The following is a 16,269-nucleotide window of genomic DNA, read 5'->3' on the forward strand; positions in this document are numbered from 1 at the left end:
GGTTGATAGGCCAGAGGTGGAAGCACCGCGAGGTGCTCGTGAGCCGACTGGTACTAATGGGCCAACACTAAACAACAACCCAACAACGGGTGAAGCAAAACAACAGTGAACACACTGCCGCAACCACTATACAAACCACGATCAACCCACACCCCACCAAACACGGTGAGGGGAGTGTTGAACACCAAATCTTGTGGTGGTCATAGCACCGGGGAAACGCCCAGCCTCCATTCCGAACCTGGAAGCTAAGCCCGGCAGCGCCAATGGTACTGCAACCGCCAGGTTGTGGGAGAGTAGGACACCGCCACAACACACGTAAACGGAGGGCCTCACCCATCAGGGTGAGGCCCTCCGCGCATTTGTGCTCCACGACGATCTGCGCTGCGCCGGTGCTCGCAATGTTCATGGGACTTGTGTCCTAAGCAATAGCTATTCATCCTTGGCAGCAGGCTACCGAGCGCCTATAGTAGTTGATGTTTCAATAAGACTGTGAGAGGAAATATCATGGCTTCCGTTGCTATCGTTCTCGGTTCCGTGCGTCCCGGCCGCGCTGGCGAGCAGGTCGTTCGTTGGATTGAGGAGCAGGCGCGTCAGCTCGACGGCGTCTCCACCGTTTTCTTCGATCTGCGCGACTACCAGCTGCCGCTCTTTGCGGAGGAGATGCCCCCGTCGATGCAGGCCCCCGAGCTGCCCGAGGCTGTTCGTCTGCGCACGAACATCGAGGCGAACGACGCCGTTCTTTTCGTGACCCCCGAGTACAACCATTCGGTCTCCGCTGTTTTGAAGAACGCTATCGACTACCTGCCCCCGGCCGCGCTCAAGGACAAGGCTGTTGGTCTCGTCGGCTACTCGTGGTACGGCGCCGTCAAGCCCCTCGAGCATCTGCGTGAGATTGTGTCGACCTTTGGGGCCGACGTTCGCGACCAGCAGGTTGGCATCAACCTTGGCTCTGACTTCCAGGACGGCGTTTTCCAGCCCTCCGACGAGCTGAACGCTCAGATCCGCGAGCTCCTCGCATCGCTCGCCTGAGAAGGCTTCCTGAATGGCTTTTCACGGCTTGTCGCGGTGACGGCCTGATGGCGTCTCCGTCTGGCACGAGTGGTTGAACGTGCAACCGTGATGGGGCGGGGTTCAGGATGAAAGGGTGGGGCCCGGCAGGTAACTGCCGGGCCCCACCCTTTCTTAAGGGCGTCACTGGCGCGTCATTAGATCCACGAGGGGAGCCACATGTGTGCGCGCCAGAAGCTGTAGTCCACGACGTCCGCCCGCCATAGTGGCATAAAGTATGCCGCGCACGCGAGGATCATGATCGTCAGGACCGCTGCCAGTACCCAGCCCGTTAGCTCGGTGCGGCGGGGGAGTGGGGCGGTGAGGGGCTGGCCGTCGGCGGTGACCCACCCCGCCAGTATGGCGATGAGCCAGGCGACGGCGAGTGCCACGAACGGCGCGAAGGCGACGGTGTAGAACGTGAAGATCGTGCGGTGTGCGTAGGCAAGCCAGGGAACGTATAGGGCGATGTAGCCAAGCGTGATGACGCCGGTGCGCCAGTTGCGGTACCGCACCGTTGCCCAGAGGACGACGATGAGTGCGCCAATCCCGATCCACCACAGGAGTGGATTGCCGAGGGCGACAATGTCGGTCGCGCACGTCCCGGATGTGCATCCTGTGACCTCGGGTCCGTTTGCCCAGTGGAAGGATGTTGCACGGTACTGTGCGAGCCACGTGTAGGGGCTGGATTGGTAGGTGTGCGGCGTGCTGAGCCCGTTGTGGAATGTCCACATTTCCTTGTGGTAGAGCCACAGGTCTGCGAGTGAACCCGCGAAGCCCGGGATTCCTGATCGGCCGTGTCCGTGCGCGGCGGGGTGGGCAAACCATCCGAACCACGAGGCGATGTATGTCAGGATCGCTGTGGGAACCATGAGGATGAATGCCCACCAGATGTCGGCGAGGAGGGCGCCGCGGATGGGGGAGGGGTGACCGGCGCGCCAGCGGCATGTGACTTCGCGGAGGGCCACAAACAGGCCGAGGAAAGCGAGAGCGTAGATGCCCGACCACTTGACGGAGCAGGAGAGCCCCGCCAGGACTCCCGCTGCGAGCAGCCATGGACGGTTGCCCGCATTCGGGCCGATTGCGAAGGGGCGTCGGTCCTGGCGGATGAGGTAGGTGCGCAGGTCGGACCACCCCTGCCTCGGTGCGCCCAGGCCGTCCCAGTCGCGTAGCTTAGCCAGCAGGCGCGGTCGGGATGTTTCCTGGTCCTTGACGACGCACAGGAATGCGGCCAGGGCGAACATCGTGAGGAAGCCGTCGAGGATGGATGTGCGGCTCATGACGATCGCCATGCCGTCGGTCGCCAGGAAGAGGCCAGCCAGGAGCGTCAGTGCTGGCGTGCGGAAGAGATTCTGGGCGAGTCGGCACAGAAGGAAGACGGTGATGATGCCGCAGATGGCGGCGGCGATGCGCCAGCCGACGGGGTCTGCCTGACCGAAAATCTTCATACCCAGCGCGATCAGCCACTTGCCGGTGGGCGGGTGCACCGGGTATCCGCCCACCGTGGACAGGCCGGAGACGTCGCCGGCGGCGAATGCTGCGTCGACGTCCTTGGCCCATGTTCCCTCGTACCCGAGGGTGAGGAGTGACCACGCGTCCTTCACGTAATAGGTCTCGTCGAAGATCAGCGTGCGGACGTTATCGAGGCCGGGGAGCCTGATGACGGCCGCGAGGATCGTCGCGATCGCGGTGGCGACCCATCCGGCCGCCGGAGTGGTCAGGCGATCCGCCCATCGCGGATGGCGCGGGGGAAGGGGGAGCTCGGAGGCAGGTGGGGTCGTCGAGTCGGCGTCAGGGGCCTCGGGGTGCTGTTTCTCGACAGAGGCGTCGACTGTCGTCTCCTGCTCGAGGGGCTGCGTAGCCTCGTCGATCGTGTCGTTGTGTGTGTTCGCTGTATCCATCGCATCCGAGTCTAGCGGCCTCCTCGCGGCACAAGAACCGCGGTGCACATTCGCTCGCGCGTTCGGGGAGGATGTGCGGCGCAAGACTCTTGAGAATTGTTCTCGCTTGTGGCTATAATTTCGTGTACCCGAAAATTGCGTAGGAGCAATGATGTTTTCCTCAACAACGCGCAGCTTGGCCGCTGCCGCCGGGCTGGCAATGGCGACCGCCTCGCTGGCTGCGTGCACGCCCTCCTCCTCGGCCCACGGCCTCGCGGTCGTTGCCACGACCACGCAGATCTGCGACTACGTCACGCAGATCGCTGCTCATTCTGCCGACATTTCCCTCGACAAGACCGACGCTGCCGGAAAGAATAGCCACGTCGGCGCGCAGAACGACGGCGCCGCTCTCACCATGAGCCTGACCTGCCTGCTCGCCCCCAACGCATCCGCGCACGAGCACGAGATGACCCCCGCGCAGACCTCAGCGCTCGCGCAGGCCGACGTCATGGCGGTCTCCGGCGTCGACCTCGAGCACTTCCTCGACGACGCGGTCGCCTCCTCCGGCTTCAAGGGGCGCATGGTCGTCACCTCTGGAGTCCTGACTGCCGCCGACGTCGACAACCCGGGTACTCCCGACCCCGAGGGCCCCTACACGATTGATCGCGGAAGCGAACGCGTGGACGTCGCCCCGTGGCCGTTCCCGCCGGAGGAAGCGGGCGAGGAACCCGAGTTCCGCTTCGACCCGCACGTGTGGACTTCGCCGAAGGGCGCTCGCGTCCAGGTCGCTAACCTCGGCGCGGGCCTCGCGGCCGCGGCACCCGACGCCGCCTCGTCAATCAACGCAGCCACGGCCTCGTACCTGGAGGAGATTGACGCGCTCGATAAATGGACCGCCGAGGCCATCGAGACTGTGCCGGAGGGACAGCGCGTCCTCTTCACCTCCCACGACGCGTTCGGCTACTTCTCGAGGGACTACGGGATCCGCTTCATTGGCGCCGCCCTGTCCGACTTCAACGAGCAGCAGGACGCCACCGCCGACCACATCGCCAAGGCCGTCGCGGCCGTCAAGGAGTCCGGAGCGGTCGCGCTCTTCGCCGAAAACTCCAACAACTCCAAGTCCATCGAGGCGATTGCTCGCGCGGCCGGCGTGACCCCCATCGTGGGCGAGGACGCCATGTACGGCGACTCGCTGGGACCGGATGGCTCCGAGGGAGCCACCTACGTCGGCTCGATCATCCACAACGTGCGCGCCGTGACGCAGGCGTGGGGCGGCACCGTCCCGCAGCTGCCCGAACGGCTGAAGGACCAGTGATGGCACGGCTCGTCTCCTTTCACGACGCGGCGCTGGGGTATGGGAATACCCCGGCGCTGACCGGCCTGACCCTCGACGTGTTCGGGGGCCAGGCCCTCGCCCTTGTCGGCCCCAACGGAGGGGGCAAGACGACCCTCATGCGAGGTATCGTCGGCGGCTGCTCGGTTCTGTCCGGCAGCGTTGAGGTCGATGCAACGCGCATCGGCCTCGTGCCGCAGAGCGCCGACCTGGACCTTACCTTCCCAGTGAGCGCCGCCGAGGTCGTCACGATGGGACTCATCGCCGAGGCCGGCTGGGGCAGGCGCATCACCTCGGACATGCGCGCGCGGGTGAGCGCTGCCCTCGAGCGGGTGAACCTCAGCGACCGGGCGACCCACCGCTTCGGGACGCTCAGTGGGGGCCAGCGCCAGCGTGTCCTCGTCGCACGCGCCCTCGTTGCGCGCCCCGAGCTGGTCATGATGGACGAACCCTTCAACGGCCTCGACGCGCCCAGCCGCGACATCATCACGGGTCTCATCGCGGACCTGACAGCCGACGGCGTCGGCGTCATCGTGTCCACGCACGACCTGTCCCTCGCGCGCGACGTGTGCTCCCAGGCGTGCGTGCTCGCCTCCCGCCTCGTCGCCCTGGGGTCCACCGACGAAGCCCTCGCCCCCGAGGTCTTGGCGCGCGCCTACGGATCGAGCGCCGACGAGGCGATTGCGTCCCTGTCATGATCGCCCCCTACCTGGCGCGCCCTCTCGTTGTCCTTGGCCTGCTCGCGCTCGCGGTGGGACCGGCCTCGACGCTGGTCAACCTGCGCCGCGCCGAGTTCAGCGCTGAAACGATGGTCCACGGTGTCTTTCCCGGCATTGTCGTCGGCATGGCCCTTGGCGGGCGCGACGCGATCATCCCGGGCGGTGCCGTGTGCGCGGCCCTCATCGCGGCGGCGCTGACGGCGGCCTCGCGCAAACAGCGCCACTCCGAGGCGACGACCGCGGTCCTGCTCACCGCCTTCTTCTCCCTGGGCATCGTCATCTCCCTACGCATCGGGGACATGTCCGGGCAGCTCGAATCCCTCATGTTCGGCCGTCTCCTGGATATCACGCCCTCTCGATTGTCGGTGAGTGCTCTGGTCCTCGTGGTTGCGACCGCCCTGCTTGCCCTCACCTGGCGCGCACAGGTCGCGGTGGCCTTCGACCGCGAGGCCGCGCACGTTAGCGGCATCCCGGTCACCTGGATTGACATCGCTTTTAACGCGGCGCTCGGCGCGATCGTCGTCGCCGCGTCGACGGCCGTCGGGGTCCTCCTCGTCGTCGGATATCTTGTCGTGCCCGGAGCCTTCGGTCGCCTGCTCGCGTCGGGCCCACGCTCGATGGCGCTCCTGGCCGGCGCCTGCGCGCTCGTCGGGGGATGGGCCGGATTTGGCATCTCCCTCCTGCGTGCGCCGCGCCCGCTCTCCCCGCAGGCGTGCGTCGCCATGGGGGTCCTTGTCTGCTTCGCTGCCGCCTGCGCCATCCGCGGGATCCGCGGCCGGCGTGCCCAAGCGGTCGGAGCCGCGCGTGAAACGTCGCGTGAAACGACCGTGAGTGCCCGGGGAGGGGATCAGTCGTGATCGCCAGCCTCCTCCTGTACCCCGCGCTGCACGTGACGATCATCGGGGCCCTGGGCGGCCTCGTCGGCGCCTTCGCCTACCTGGACCGGCGCATCTTCTTCGCCGAATCCGTTACGCACGGGACCTTCCCCGGCGCGGTCCTCGGCGTGGTCATCGCAGCCGCCCTCGGATTCGGGCACTCCGGTATGTCGGCGGCGCTCTACGTTGGAGCGTTCCTTGGGACGATCCCGCTCGTCGCCCTCATGCGCTGGCTCGCCACGATCCCCGGCATCTCCAGCCAAGGAGCGGCCGGCATCGTGCTGACCGCGGGTTTTGCTTCCGGTTACTTCCTAGCGACCTGGTTCAAGCCCCTGCCCCTCGCGGTCAATTCTTTCCTGACCGGCTCCGTCATGACGGTCTCGCCAGCTGACGTCGCCTGGGCCGGTGCCGTCTTCGCGGTCGCCCTTCTTGTCGTGATGCTGGGCGGGCGCCAGCTGATTGCCCACTGCTTCGACCCCTCTAGCCCAGCCGCAGCCGCGCGGGCCTCTCGCCACGAACTCGTCATCCTCGGCCTCATCCTCGCCTCGGTCACCGTGGCGATCCCGGCGGTTGGAACGATCCTGTCGATCGCACTCATTGCCGCGCCAGCCGCCGCGCTCGCGCCCCTCGTGCGTAGCTCGCGCGCCTTCCTCATCGGCTGCCCTCTGCTGGGCGCGCTCCTGGGGATCTCCGGCCTCGCCATTGCCGTCCCCGCGCGCCTGAGCGCAGGCGGAACCATCGCGCTCCTGTGCGCCGCGTGCGTCCTCGCCTCGCGCGTCCCCCAATGGCGGGCGGGTACGACGCGGACGCGCCGTGCGCGCGCGGACAAGCAGTGAGACGATACGGGCATGGACGCAGCGATCGACACCGCCCCCGACCACGACTCTTCCGTCAACGTGCAGGAGCGACGCGCACGCGAACTCTACCGCCAGGAGGCGGGGACGATCCTGCTGGCTGCCACGCCCATCGGTGACGTGCGTGATGCATCCCCGCGCGTCGTCGCCGCTCTCGAAGGGGCGGACATCGTCGCCGCCGAGGACACGCGCCGCGCGCTCGCCCTGGCGTCGCGCCTGGGCATCAAGCTGGGCGGCCGACTGATCGCCCTGCACGACCATAACGAGGCCGACAAGGCCTCGGGTATCGTCGAGGCCGCCAAGGGTGGGGCGCGCGTCGTCTTCGTCTCCGACGCGGGCATGCCCACGGTCTCCGACCCGGGATTCCGGCTGGCTCGCGCCGCCATCGAAGCGGGCGTTCCCCTGTCCGTCCTGCCCGGTCCCTCCGCGCCGCTCGTCGCCCTCGCGCTGTCTGGCCTGCCCTCCGACCGCTTCGCCTTCGAAGGATTCCTGCCGCGCAAGGACGGGGAAGCCACGCGCTACCTGCAGGACCTGGCCACCGACCCGCACACGCTGATCTTCTTCGAATCGCCCAGGCGCGCGGCCGCCACGCTCACGCGCATGGCGCAGGTGCTGGGCGCCGACCGCAGCGCCGCACTGTGCCGCGAGCTCACAAAAGACTACGAGGAGGTGCGCCGCGGCACGCTCGGCCAGCTCGCGGCCGGCGCCGACGACGTCCTCGGCGAAGTAACGATCGTCGTCGCCGGATACGAGCGCAGCGCGCGCGCCGAAGACCACGTCGGCGCGGTCCTCGCGCTCGCGGCGGAAGGGATGCGCCTCAAAGACGCCGCGGCCGAGGTAGCCGCGGCGACGGGCGCGCGCAAGAACGACCTCTACAAGGCCGCCCTCGCCGCGCGCTAAAAACGAGGCCGGGGAGCCTCAGACGAGCGAGACGCCCTCGGTTGTCATCCACTCGCGAGCCACCGCGCCCAGTTCCTCGGTCACGGGCGCGGTCAGCTCGCGCAGGACACGCGTCGGGAATCCGGCGTGGACAGCATCCACAGCCGTGGACGCAACGCAGTGCGACTCCGCCAGGCCCACGACATCCACATCCGTGATGCCGGCGTCGCGCAGCGCCTCCTCCAGCGTCTTCCCATCCTCGGTCGTTCCCTCGAAGCCCGAGTAAGCAGCCTTGTACTGGCCCTTCTTGACCGTCACATCCGCGTTCACGTTCGCGAGCGCCGGGTGCAGCTCGGCCTCGTCCGTGCCGGCCACGCCGTGCGGGGGCCACGTGTCTACGAAATCCGGGTTCTCCGAGAAGTGCTCGCCCGGATCGATGTGCCAATCCTGCGTGGTCACGATCAGCTGATACTCGTCGCGGTGCGCGTCCACGTAGGCGGCCACGGCCTCGGCGATAGCGTTACCGCCCGTCACCGGGAGGGCACCGCCTTCGCAGAACGTGGGCTGAACGTCGACAATGATGAGAGCGCGGGGCATGAGACCTCCCAGAAAATTCAGTGATTTCCTCAAGAATATCACCCCGGTCACAGTCACCCAAGGGGTGTTTCAATTCCTCGCGATGCGGCCGGTTCCCCGTTCGTGAGCGCTACGCAGTATTGTTAGGGGCTATGAGTCGTATTCTGTCCGCCGTCGCATGGCCCTACGCCAACGGCCCCCGTCATATTGGCCACGTTGCGGGATTCGGTGTCCCCTCCGACGTTTTCTCCCGGTACATGCGAATGGCCGGCCACGACGTCCTCATGGTCTCCGGCACCGATGAACACGGAACCCCCATCCTGGTGGCCGCCGACGGCGCTGGCATGAGCGCCCGCGAACTCGCCGACCGCAACAACCGCCTCATCGTCGAGGACCTCGTGGCGCTCGGCCTGTCCTACGACCTCTTCACCCGCACGACCGCCGGTAACCACTACCGCGTCGTCCAGGACATGTTCGCCACCGTGCGCGACAACGGCTACATGATCGAGCAGGTCACGCGTGCCGCCATCTCTCCGTCCACCGGCCGCACCCTGCCCGACCGCTACATTGAGGGCACCTGTCCGATCTGTGGCGCCGAGGGCGCGCGTGGCGATCAGTGCGACAACTGCGGCAACCAGATGGACCCGACCGAGCTCATCAACCCGCACTCGCGCATCAACGGTGAGACCCCCAAGTTCGTGGAGTCCGTCCACTACTTCCTCGACCTGCCCGCCCTCGCCGAGGCCCTGTCCGCCTGGCTCGACGAGCGCGAGAAGTCCGGCACCTGGCGTCCCAACGTCATCAAGTTCTCCCAGAACTTCCTCGAGGACATCCGCCCCCGCGCGATGACGCGCGACATCGACTGGGGTATCCCGGTCCCCGGCTGGGAGGACCAGCCCACCAAGCGTCTCTACGTGTGGTTCGACGCCGTCATCGGCTACCTGAGTGCCTCCATCGAGTGGGCGCGCCGCACCGGCGACCCCGAGGCCTGGCGCAAGTGGTGGAACGACCCCGAGGCCCTGTCCTACTACTTCATGGGCAAGGACAACATCGTCTTCCACTCCCAGATCTGGCCCGCCGAGCTGCTCGGCTACAACGGCCAGGGTTCGAAGGGTGGCGCTCCCGGCGACCTGGGTGTCCTCAACCTGCCCACCGAGGTCGTCTCCTCCGAGTTCCTCACCATGGAGGGCAAGAAGTTCTCCTCCTCGCACGGCATCGTCATCTACGTGCGCGACTTCCTCTCGCGCTACCAGGCCGACGCCCTGCGCTACTTCATCAGCGCGGCGGGCCCCGAGACCTCGGACTCCGATTTCACGTGGGCCGAGTTCGTGCGCCGCACCAACGGTGAGCTTGTCGCCGGCTGGGGCAACCTGGTCAACCGCACCGCCTCCATGATCGCCAAGAAGTTCGGCGAGATCCCCGCCCCGGGTGAGCTTGAGGACATCGACCGCGCGCTCCTGGACGCCGTCGAGGCCGGTTTCGACACCGTCGGCAACCTGATCCGCCACCACCGCCAGAAGGCGGCGCTATCCGAGGCCATGCGCCTGGTGGGCGAGGCCAACAAGTACGTGACCGACACCGAGCCCTTCAAGCTCAAGGCCCCCGAGCAGCGCGAGCGCCTCGCGACGGTCCTGTGGACCCTCGCCCAGGCGGTGACGGACCTCAACCTCATGCTCTCCCCGTTCCTGCCCCACGCCGCCAACGACATCGACCGCGTCATGGGTGGTGCCGGCGAGATCGCGCCGATGCCTCGCATCGAAGAGGTCGCCGAGCTCGACCCGCAGGTCCTGCCCGCCGACTTCGAGGGCCGCGACGGCTACCCGATCATCACGGGCGACTACACGAACGTGCCCACCTGGGAGCGTCACCCGATCACGCCCGGCACCCCGATCGCCAAGCCCACGCCCGTGTTCGTCAAGCTCGACGAATCCATCGTCGAGGAGGAGCTTGCCCGCTACGCGGACGCTCACCCGGACGACGTGACGGGCGCCTGATCTGGGTTTTTCCTTGATATGTCGCCACTCGTGATGAGTGTGACGGACGTGTGAGCGCGCGCGGGCGGGACGGATGTGTCCCGCCCGCGCGCTCGTCTATCTGGGGGTGTTACCGTGAGGTTATGGCCGAAGATTTTCTCGCGTCCGCCCTCGCTGCCGAGGCCTCGTCGCGCGCCCCGCAAGATCCCGACTACCCGCTCTTTCACGTCGCGCCCCCGGTGGGCCGCCTGAACGACCCGAACGGCCTTATTGAGATCGGCGGGACGTATCACGCGTTCTTCCAGTACACGCCCGAGCACCCTCGCAAGCTCGTCTACTGGGGCCATGCCACCTCGCGCGACCTGACCCACTGGGACTACCATGCCCCCGCGATCCTGCCCGACACCCACCAGGACGCGAATGGTGCCTACTCGGGCACGGCGATCGAGGTCGGCGATCACGTCGAGCTGTGGTACACCGGCAACTACAAGGATCCCGAGACGGGGGAGCGCGAGGCCACCCAGTGCGTCGTCACCACGGCCGACATGGTCCACTTCGACAAGCAGGTGCCCCCGATCATCGACCGCCAGCCGGAGGGCTACACGGCGCATTTCCGTGATCCGCAGGTGTGGCGCGACGCGGACGGCTCCTACCGCATGCTGCTCGGCGTCCAGCGCGAGAACCTCACGGGCGCGGCCCTGCTCTACCGCTCCGCGGACCTGCGCGCGTGGGAGTGCGAGGGTGAGATGACCTTCCCCGACGCCGGCGGCGCCTTCGACGAGTTTGGCTACATGTGGGAGTGCCCCAACCTCGTGCGCCTGATCGACGAGAACTCTGGTGAGGCACGCGATGTCCTGATCTTCTGCCCGCAGGGTATCGCTCCTGATCGCGAGGGTTTCGAGAACGTCTTCCCGTGCATCGCCATCGTCGGCGAGCTCGTGGGCACCGAGTTCCGTGGGGCGGACGGTTCCTTCGAGGAGCTCGACCGCGGCACCGAGTTCTACGCACCCCAGATCATGGCCCGCTTCGCCTCCTCCTCGCCTGACGCGCCGACCCTCCTCTTCGGTTGGGCGGGTAACGCCGGGGAGGACGACCAGCCCTCCATCGCGACCGGCGGCTGGGTGCACTGCTTCACCGCCCCGCGCGCCCTGACCCTGCGTGGGGGCAGCGTCATCGCCCGCCCGTACCTGCCGGGCCTGCCCCTGGCGCCCGCCACACTCGAGGGTGTTCCCGGGGACGAGGCCGGGGCACGCATTGCGGAGCTCGCTGGGTCGCGCTCGTGGCGCCTCGCTTTCGACGCCTCCTACGACGGGGCCTTGTCCGTGCAGATCGGTTCCGGCTCCGGCCTGTCGATCACTCTGGAAGACGGACGCCTGAGCGTCGACCTGACGGGCACGCGCTACCCCCATGGCGGCCGCCGCGTCGTCACCCTGGAGGCGGGGGAGGCCAGCCGCGTCGAGATCCTCCACGACCGTTCCATCACCGAGATCTACCTGGGCGACGGCTCGCGCGTCTTCACGACCCGCAGCTTCCTGAACGGCGACGGCTCCGGCGTGACCCTCACGGGCGCCGCTTCCGTGACGAACGTGAGCGCCGCGCGCGCCGACTAAGCGACCCGCGCACGAGGCCGTGGCTGCTCAGGTGGCCCCGGCCTCGTCGTATGTGTGCGGTCTCTCATGCTCTGACCTGAGACGATCCCTCTCGTACCTTGCGTTCGCGGCTCGTTCGCCCGTAGTATGTCAATCGATTGCTACACACCGCCCAGCGCGGCGTAACAATGGCGTTGCGCGTGGGGTTTTCAGAAAGGAATGTGATCAGCGATGGATCACGCCAAGGTGGCAGGAGAGGTCGTCGAAGCAGTCGGCGGCGCCTCCAACATCAGCGCAGCAGCACACTGTGCAACCCGTCTCCGCCTGGTGATCGCGGACGAGTCCAAGATCAATCAGCAGGCCCTTGACGACAATGAAGATCTGAAGGGCACATTCGCCGCCGGCGGCATGTTCCAGATCATCGTCGGCCCCGGCGATGTCGACCAGGTGTACGCTCACATGGTCTCCGACCACGGCGTGCGCGAGGTCTCCAAGGATGAAGCCAAGGAAGAAGCCGAGGCTGGTGGCAACATCTTCTCGCGCTTCATCAAGATGATCGCCGACATCTTCGTTCCAGTCCTCCCGGCCCTGATCGCCGGTGGTCTCCTCATGGCCCTCCACTCGGTCCTCACGGCCGAGGGGCTTTTCGGCGAGCGGTCCGTCATCCAGATGTATCCGGCGATGACCGACTATGACGCGCTCATCAACCTCGTGTCATCCGCGGCCTTCGCGTTCCTGCCCGTACTCGTCGGTTTCTCGGCTGCCAAGCGCTTTGGAGGCAACACCTACCTGGGCGCCGCGATGGGTGCTGCCATGGTGTCGCCCTCGCTGCTGTCCGCCTACTCCATGACGGATGCCGCGGCCGCCGCCAAGTTCTGGGCCTACACGGACCAGTCCTCCGTGTGGCACCTCTTCGGCCTCGAGGTCAGCAAGGTCGGCTACCAGGCGATGGTCATCCCCACCCTGGTCGTTACCTGGATCATGTGCCTGATCGAAAAGAGTCTGCACAAGGTCCTCAAGGGCACCGCGGACTTCCTGCTGACCCCGCTCATCACCCTGCTGATCACCGGCTTCCTGGCCTTCGTCGTCGTCGGCCCCGTGACCCGCGAGCTCTCCAACTACCTGACCTACGGCATCAACTGGGCGTACACGACCCTCGGCATCTTTGGTGGGCTCATCTTCGGTTTCTTCTACAGCGCCATCGTTGTCACCGGCCTGCACCAGTCGTTCCCGGCCATCGAAATTCCGCTCCTGCCCTCCAATGGTGGCGTCGGCGACTTCATCTTCCCGATCGCCTCCATGGCGAACGTCGCGCAGGGCGCAGCCGCCCTGGCCGTCTTCTTCAAGACCCGCGACGCCAAGCTCAAGGGCCTGGCTGGCGCCGGTGGCGTGTCCGCCGTCTTCGGTATCACCGAGCCCGCGATCTTCGGCGTCAACCTGCGTCTGCGCTGGCCCTTCTACTGCGCGATGGTGTCCGCCGCCATCGGCTCGGCGGGCGTCGCCCTGCTGAACGTGCGCGGTCAGGCCCTCGGTGCCGCCGGCTTCGTCGGCTTCGTGTCGATCATCCCCAAGTCGATCCCCGCATACCTGGCCCTTGAGGTCCTCGTCTTCGTCATCTCCTTCGGCCTCACCTTCGGCTACGCCATGACGCGAGGCAAGGCTGACATGGAGGGCCGCGCGCCCGCCGCCAAGGCTGCCGCTCCCGTGGCCGCTGCGGCTGCTGTCGCCCCTGCTGCAGCCCCGGCTCCTGCTGCTGCTCCCGCGCCTGCCTCGGCCCCGTCCTTCAGTGACGAGGCGCTGGCTGACCTCTCGGTCTCCTCGCCCCTTGCGGGCACCGCGATTCCGCTCGAGCAGGTCAAGGATGAGTCCTTCGCCAAGGGCATGCTCGGCCCCGGCATTGGCATCGAGCCCGCCGACGGACTCGTTGTGGCGCCCTTCGATGGCACCGTGACCGTCGCGTTCCCGACCGGCCACGCCTACGGCCTCAAGTCTGCATCCGGCGTTCAGGTCCTCATTCACGTTGGTATGGACACGGTCAAGCTGGACGGCAAGGGCTTCACGCCCCGCGTCGCCAAGGGCGATGTCGTGCGCCGTGGCGACGTCCTCGCCGAGGTTGACCTCGACGTGATCCGCGAGGCCGGCTACGAGACCATCACGCCCGTCGTCGTGACGAACAAGAAGAAGCTCGGTGCGATCACCCCGGTCGCGAGCGGGCAGATCCAGCGCGGCGACGCGCTGCTTGACGTGGCCCCCAAGGAGGCCTGAGCCTTCCGGGAGTTACTCTCGACATAACGGGTGGGCGGCATCAGCAGTGCGCTGGTGCCGCCCACCCGTCTGTTGAACCGGCAGAGTCGTATGCGCGTTTCGTTGTGGTGGCACTCGTTGTGGGGAGCTCGTGTTCTCGGGCGCGGGTGTCGACCGTACAGTCTGTGGCTGCTGCGAGGCCTGTCGACGGTGAACAAAGGTGTTGGCGGTTTCAAAGTCCCCCCGTCATCGCGTCCGGTCAAGTCCTCTGCGCGAATAAGTTCGCCCTGCTCGGCCTGGTGTGGGTGCGTGCGCGAAAAAATTCGCCCTGCAGGCGTGAAAGAGGCGAAAAACGCCGTTTTTAGGTGTGCTGGGCGAACTTTTTCGCGGTTCTGTTGTGGTGTGGGGTGTGCTGGGCGAACTTTTTCGCGGAACCGCTGTAGAACGGGGGCGCTGGGAGAGTTTTGTACCGGTTGGGCTGCTGGCGGGGGCGTGTTGGGGGAGTTTTGTGCCGGGTTTGGCACTGGGCGCGGTACAAAGTTCTCCCTGCTGGGGGTCGTGGGGGTGGATGCGGTACAAAGTTCTCCCTGCTCGTGCAAAACTGGCTGAAATGGGCCTTTTTGGGCGTGTTGGGAGAGTTTTGTACCGGGTGGGCTGCTGGCGGGGGCGTGTTGGGAGAGTTTTGTACCGGGTGTGTTGATGTGCGCTCGCGGCTAGGCGATCTGCCCGCAGCAAAGGGCTAAACCTGCGGACGGGGGTCTGATCGCAAATTACGGCCGAACATGCGGATAGGGCTGAACCTGCGGATAGGGGCCTGCTCGCAAATTACGGCCGAACATGCGGATAGGTTGTGCACACGCGGATAGGTTATGACGATGCGGATAGCTTATTAACCTATCCGCATGTCAATAACCTATCCATACGCGGATAACCTATCCGCGTGCGTAGCTGTGCGCGCTCGCGGGGGCTAAGAAAATGACGCGGAACAGCGACAATCGTGACTGGTGGGAGCCTCGCGCCACGTGACGCACTCAGGCGTTGATCGAGCGCCCCGGAATCAGCGTCCCCGGGAACTCAACCGTCTGGGCGTGGGGTGCCCCGGCCTCGTCGGATGAGGGACGCGGCGCCTTGCCCTCGATCTGATCGAGGAGGATCGTCACCGCCTCCTGCGCGATCGCCGCGATGGGTTGGCGAATTGTTGCAAGGTGAGGCAGAGCGCGGCGCATCGTCTCCGTGCCATCGAAGCCGATGACCGACAGATCCGTGGGGACAGCCAGCTCGCGCGTGCGCGCCCACTCGAGGACTTCGGCCGCTGCCAGGTCGTCGGTCGCGAAAACGCCGTCGATGGGAGCGGCGGCGCGGGCCTCATCCAGGGCGTCGCGCACCATCGCGAAACGTTGCGGCGTCGGCGTATCGAAGGGCACCGTCACCACGCGCGGGGTCAGTCCGGCGCGCGTCACCTCAGCGCGGTAGCCGGCCTCGCGCAGATTGCGCGGACCCGAACGCGAGGTGAGCAGCAGCGGATAGCGGCATCCGCCCTCAATGAGCGCGCGCGTCGCCATGGCGCCCGCCTCCTCGTTCGCGCAGCGCACGTTCGGGATGGATGGGCTCAGCTCGCGGTCGATCGTCACCAGCGGCATGCGGATCGTGTCGTATTCGCCCAGGCCCTCGTTGTGGGCGCCCGAGATGATGCCATCCACACGGTTGCCCACGAGGAGCGACAGGTATTCGCGCTCGCGGTCCGCCCTGCCCATGGAATTGCAGATAAGGATGCGGTATCCGGCGTCGGCGAGGGCGTTTTCGACCTCGACGGCCAGCTCGCCGAAGAAGGGGAGAGACACGGCCGGAACGATGAGGCCGACCGTCTGCGTGCGTTTTCCGTGCAGGGCGCGCGCCAGGGAATTAGGGCGATATCCCAGCGTCTTGATCGCGTCGGCGACGTTCTGCTTCGTCTTTTCCGAGAGGTATCCGCGGTTGTTGAGGACGCGCGACACGGTCGTCAGGCTCACTCCGGCCAGCTCGGCGACGTCGGCCAGCGTGGGTTCGCGCGAACTCATGCGGGGTTTCCTTTCCTTCCCTCGGTACTTCTCCATTGTAGTTGGTTGGGTGGGAGGGAGCCGTCCATCACGTCGGCGAGGCCGGGGCGCAGGGGTACGAAAGGGCGTCGTCACGCGGGAGCGAGCGAGGGGTCCGTTCCATGGTTTGCCAGCATTTATAAGGGTGATGTATCCCATGTCACGGTCTGTGATATCGGGTTTTGCGCGGGTATCTGAGCCCGTTACCATGGGCCGTACGGGCAC

At 66.5% G+C, this 16,269-nt stretch carries 12 protein-coding genes and 1 rRNA gene; 10 read left to right on the plus strand and 3 right to left on the minus strand.

Annotated elements, in window-relative coordinates; translation table 11 throughout:
• Positions 1–192: 192 nt before the first annotated feature.
• Together rrf and QP415_RS09170 are read left to right on the plus strand one after the other, a co-directional pair.
• Positions 193–310 (plus strand): 5S ribosomal RNA (gene rrf, locus QP415_RS09165).
• Positions 311–504: 194 nt separating this feature from the next.
• On the plus strand, positions 505–1,029 hold the full coding sequence (locus QP415_RS09170) for an NADPH-dependent FMN reductase (RefSeq protein WP_048675933.1): 525 nt from the start codon (positions 505–507) through the stop codon (positions 1,027–1,029).
• 176 nt (positions 1,030–1,205) lie between these two features.
• On the opposite strand, the gene QP415_RS09175 is transcribed toward QP415_RS09170, so the two are convergent.
• Positions 1,206–2,948, minus strand: a complete 1,743-nt coding sequence (locus QP415_RS09175; RefSeq protein WP_285099784.1) for a dolichyl-phosphate-mannose--protein mannosyltransferase — start codon at positions 2,946–2,948, stop codon at positions 1,206–1,208.
• A gap of 151 nt (positions 2,949–3,099) precedes the next feature.
• On the opposite strand from QP415_RS09175, the gene QP415_RS09180 reads away from it, so the two are divergent.
• Genes QP415_RS09180 through rsmI form a run of 5 tightly spaced genes read left to right on the plus strand, consistent with a single transcriptional unit; the run spans position 3,100 to position 7,608 of the window.
• A complete protein-coding gene (locus tag QP415_RS09180; protein WP_016461536.1) occupies positions 3,100–4,242 on the plus strand; it encodes a metal ABC transporter substrate-binding protein in 1,143 nt (380 codons plus the stop codon).
• Positions 4,242–4,958: a metal ABC transporter ATP-binding protein gene (locus tag QP415_RS09185; RefSeq protein ID WP_016461535.1), complete on the plus strand. Its 717-nt coding sequence runs from the start codon at positions 4,242–4,244 to the stop codon at positions 4,956–4,958. Before QP415_RS09180 ends, QP415_RS09185 begins: the two co-directional genes overlap by 1 nt.
• Positions 4,955–5,836, plus strand: a complete 882-nt coding sequence (locus QP415_RS09190) for a metal ABC transporter permease (RefSeq protein WP_016461534.1) — start codon at positions 4,955–4,957, stop codon at positions 5,834–5,836. The genes QP415_RS09185 and QP415_RS09190 overlap by 4 nt, the downstream gene beginning before the upstream one ends.
• Positions 5,833–6,690 carry a metal ABC transporter permease gene (locus QP415_RS09195; RefSeq protein ID WP_048675927.1) on the plus strand — a complete coding sequence of 286 codons (858 nt, stop codon included), beginning with the start codon at positions 5,833–5,835 and terminating at the stop codon, positions 6,688–6,690. Before QP415_RS09190 ends, QP415_RS09195 begins: the two co-directional genes overlap by 4 nt.
• Before the next feature lie 12 nt (positions 6,691–6,702).
• Positions 6,703–7,608 (plus strand): 16S rRNA (cytidine(1402)-2'-O)-methyltransferase, encoded by a 906-nt coding sequence (gene rsmI, locus QP415_RS09200; RefSeq protein WP_285099785.1) that lies wholly within the window; start codon positions 6,703–6,705, stop codon positions 7,606–7,608.
• 18 nt (positions 7,609–7,626) lie between these two features.
• On the opposite strand, the gene QP415_RS09205 is transcribed toward rsmI, so the two are convergent.
• Positions 7,627–8,184: an isochorismatase family protein gene (locus QP415_RS09205; RefSeq protein ID WP_285099786.1), complete on the minus strand. Its 558-nt coding sequence runs from the start codon at positions 8,182–8,184 to the stop codon at positions 7,627–7,629.
• 131 nt (positions 8,185–8,315) lie between these two features.
• Here QP415_RS09205 and metG point away from each other — a divergent pair, with 131 nt between their 5' ends.
• From metG to QP415_RS09220, 3 genes are all read left to right on the plus strand, one after another.
• Positions 8,316–10,157 (plus strand): methionine--tRNA ligase, encoded by a 1,842-nt coding sequence (gene metG / locus QP415_RS09210; protein WP_016461530.1) that lies wholly within the window; start codon positions 8,316–8,318, stop codon positions 10,155–10,157.
• 122 nt (positions 10,158–10,279) lie between these two features.
• Complete coding sequence (locus tag QP415_RS09215; RefSeq protein ID WP_285099787.1) at positions 10,280–11,746, plus strand: glycoside hydrolase family 32 protein; 1,467 nt, start codon at positions 10,280–10,282, stop codon at positions 11,744–11,746.
• Positions 11,747–11,956: 210 nt separating this feature from the next.
• A complete protein-coding gene (locus QP415_RS09220; RefSeq protein ID WP_285099788.1) occupies positions 11,957–13,990 on the plus strand; it encodes a sucrose-specific PTS transporter subunit IIBC in 2,034 nt (677 codons plus the stop codon).
• 1,010 nt (positions 13,991–15,000) lie between these two features.
• Here QP415_RS09220 and QP415_RS09225 read toward each other — a convergent pair.
• A complete protein-coding gene (locus QP415_RS09225) occupies positions 15,001–16,026 on the minus strand; it encodes a LacI family DNA-binding transcriptional regulator (RefSeq protein ID WP_285099789.1) in 1,026 nt (341 codons plus the stop codon).
• Positions 16,027–16,269 lie beyond the last annotated feature (243 nt).

It is taken from the genome of Pauljensenia sp. UMB3104, from assembly GCF_030217285.1.
Classification (GTDB): domain Bacteria; phylum Actinomycetota; class Actinomycetes; order Actinomycetales; family Actinomycetaceae; genus Pauljensenia.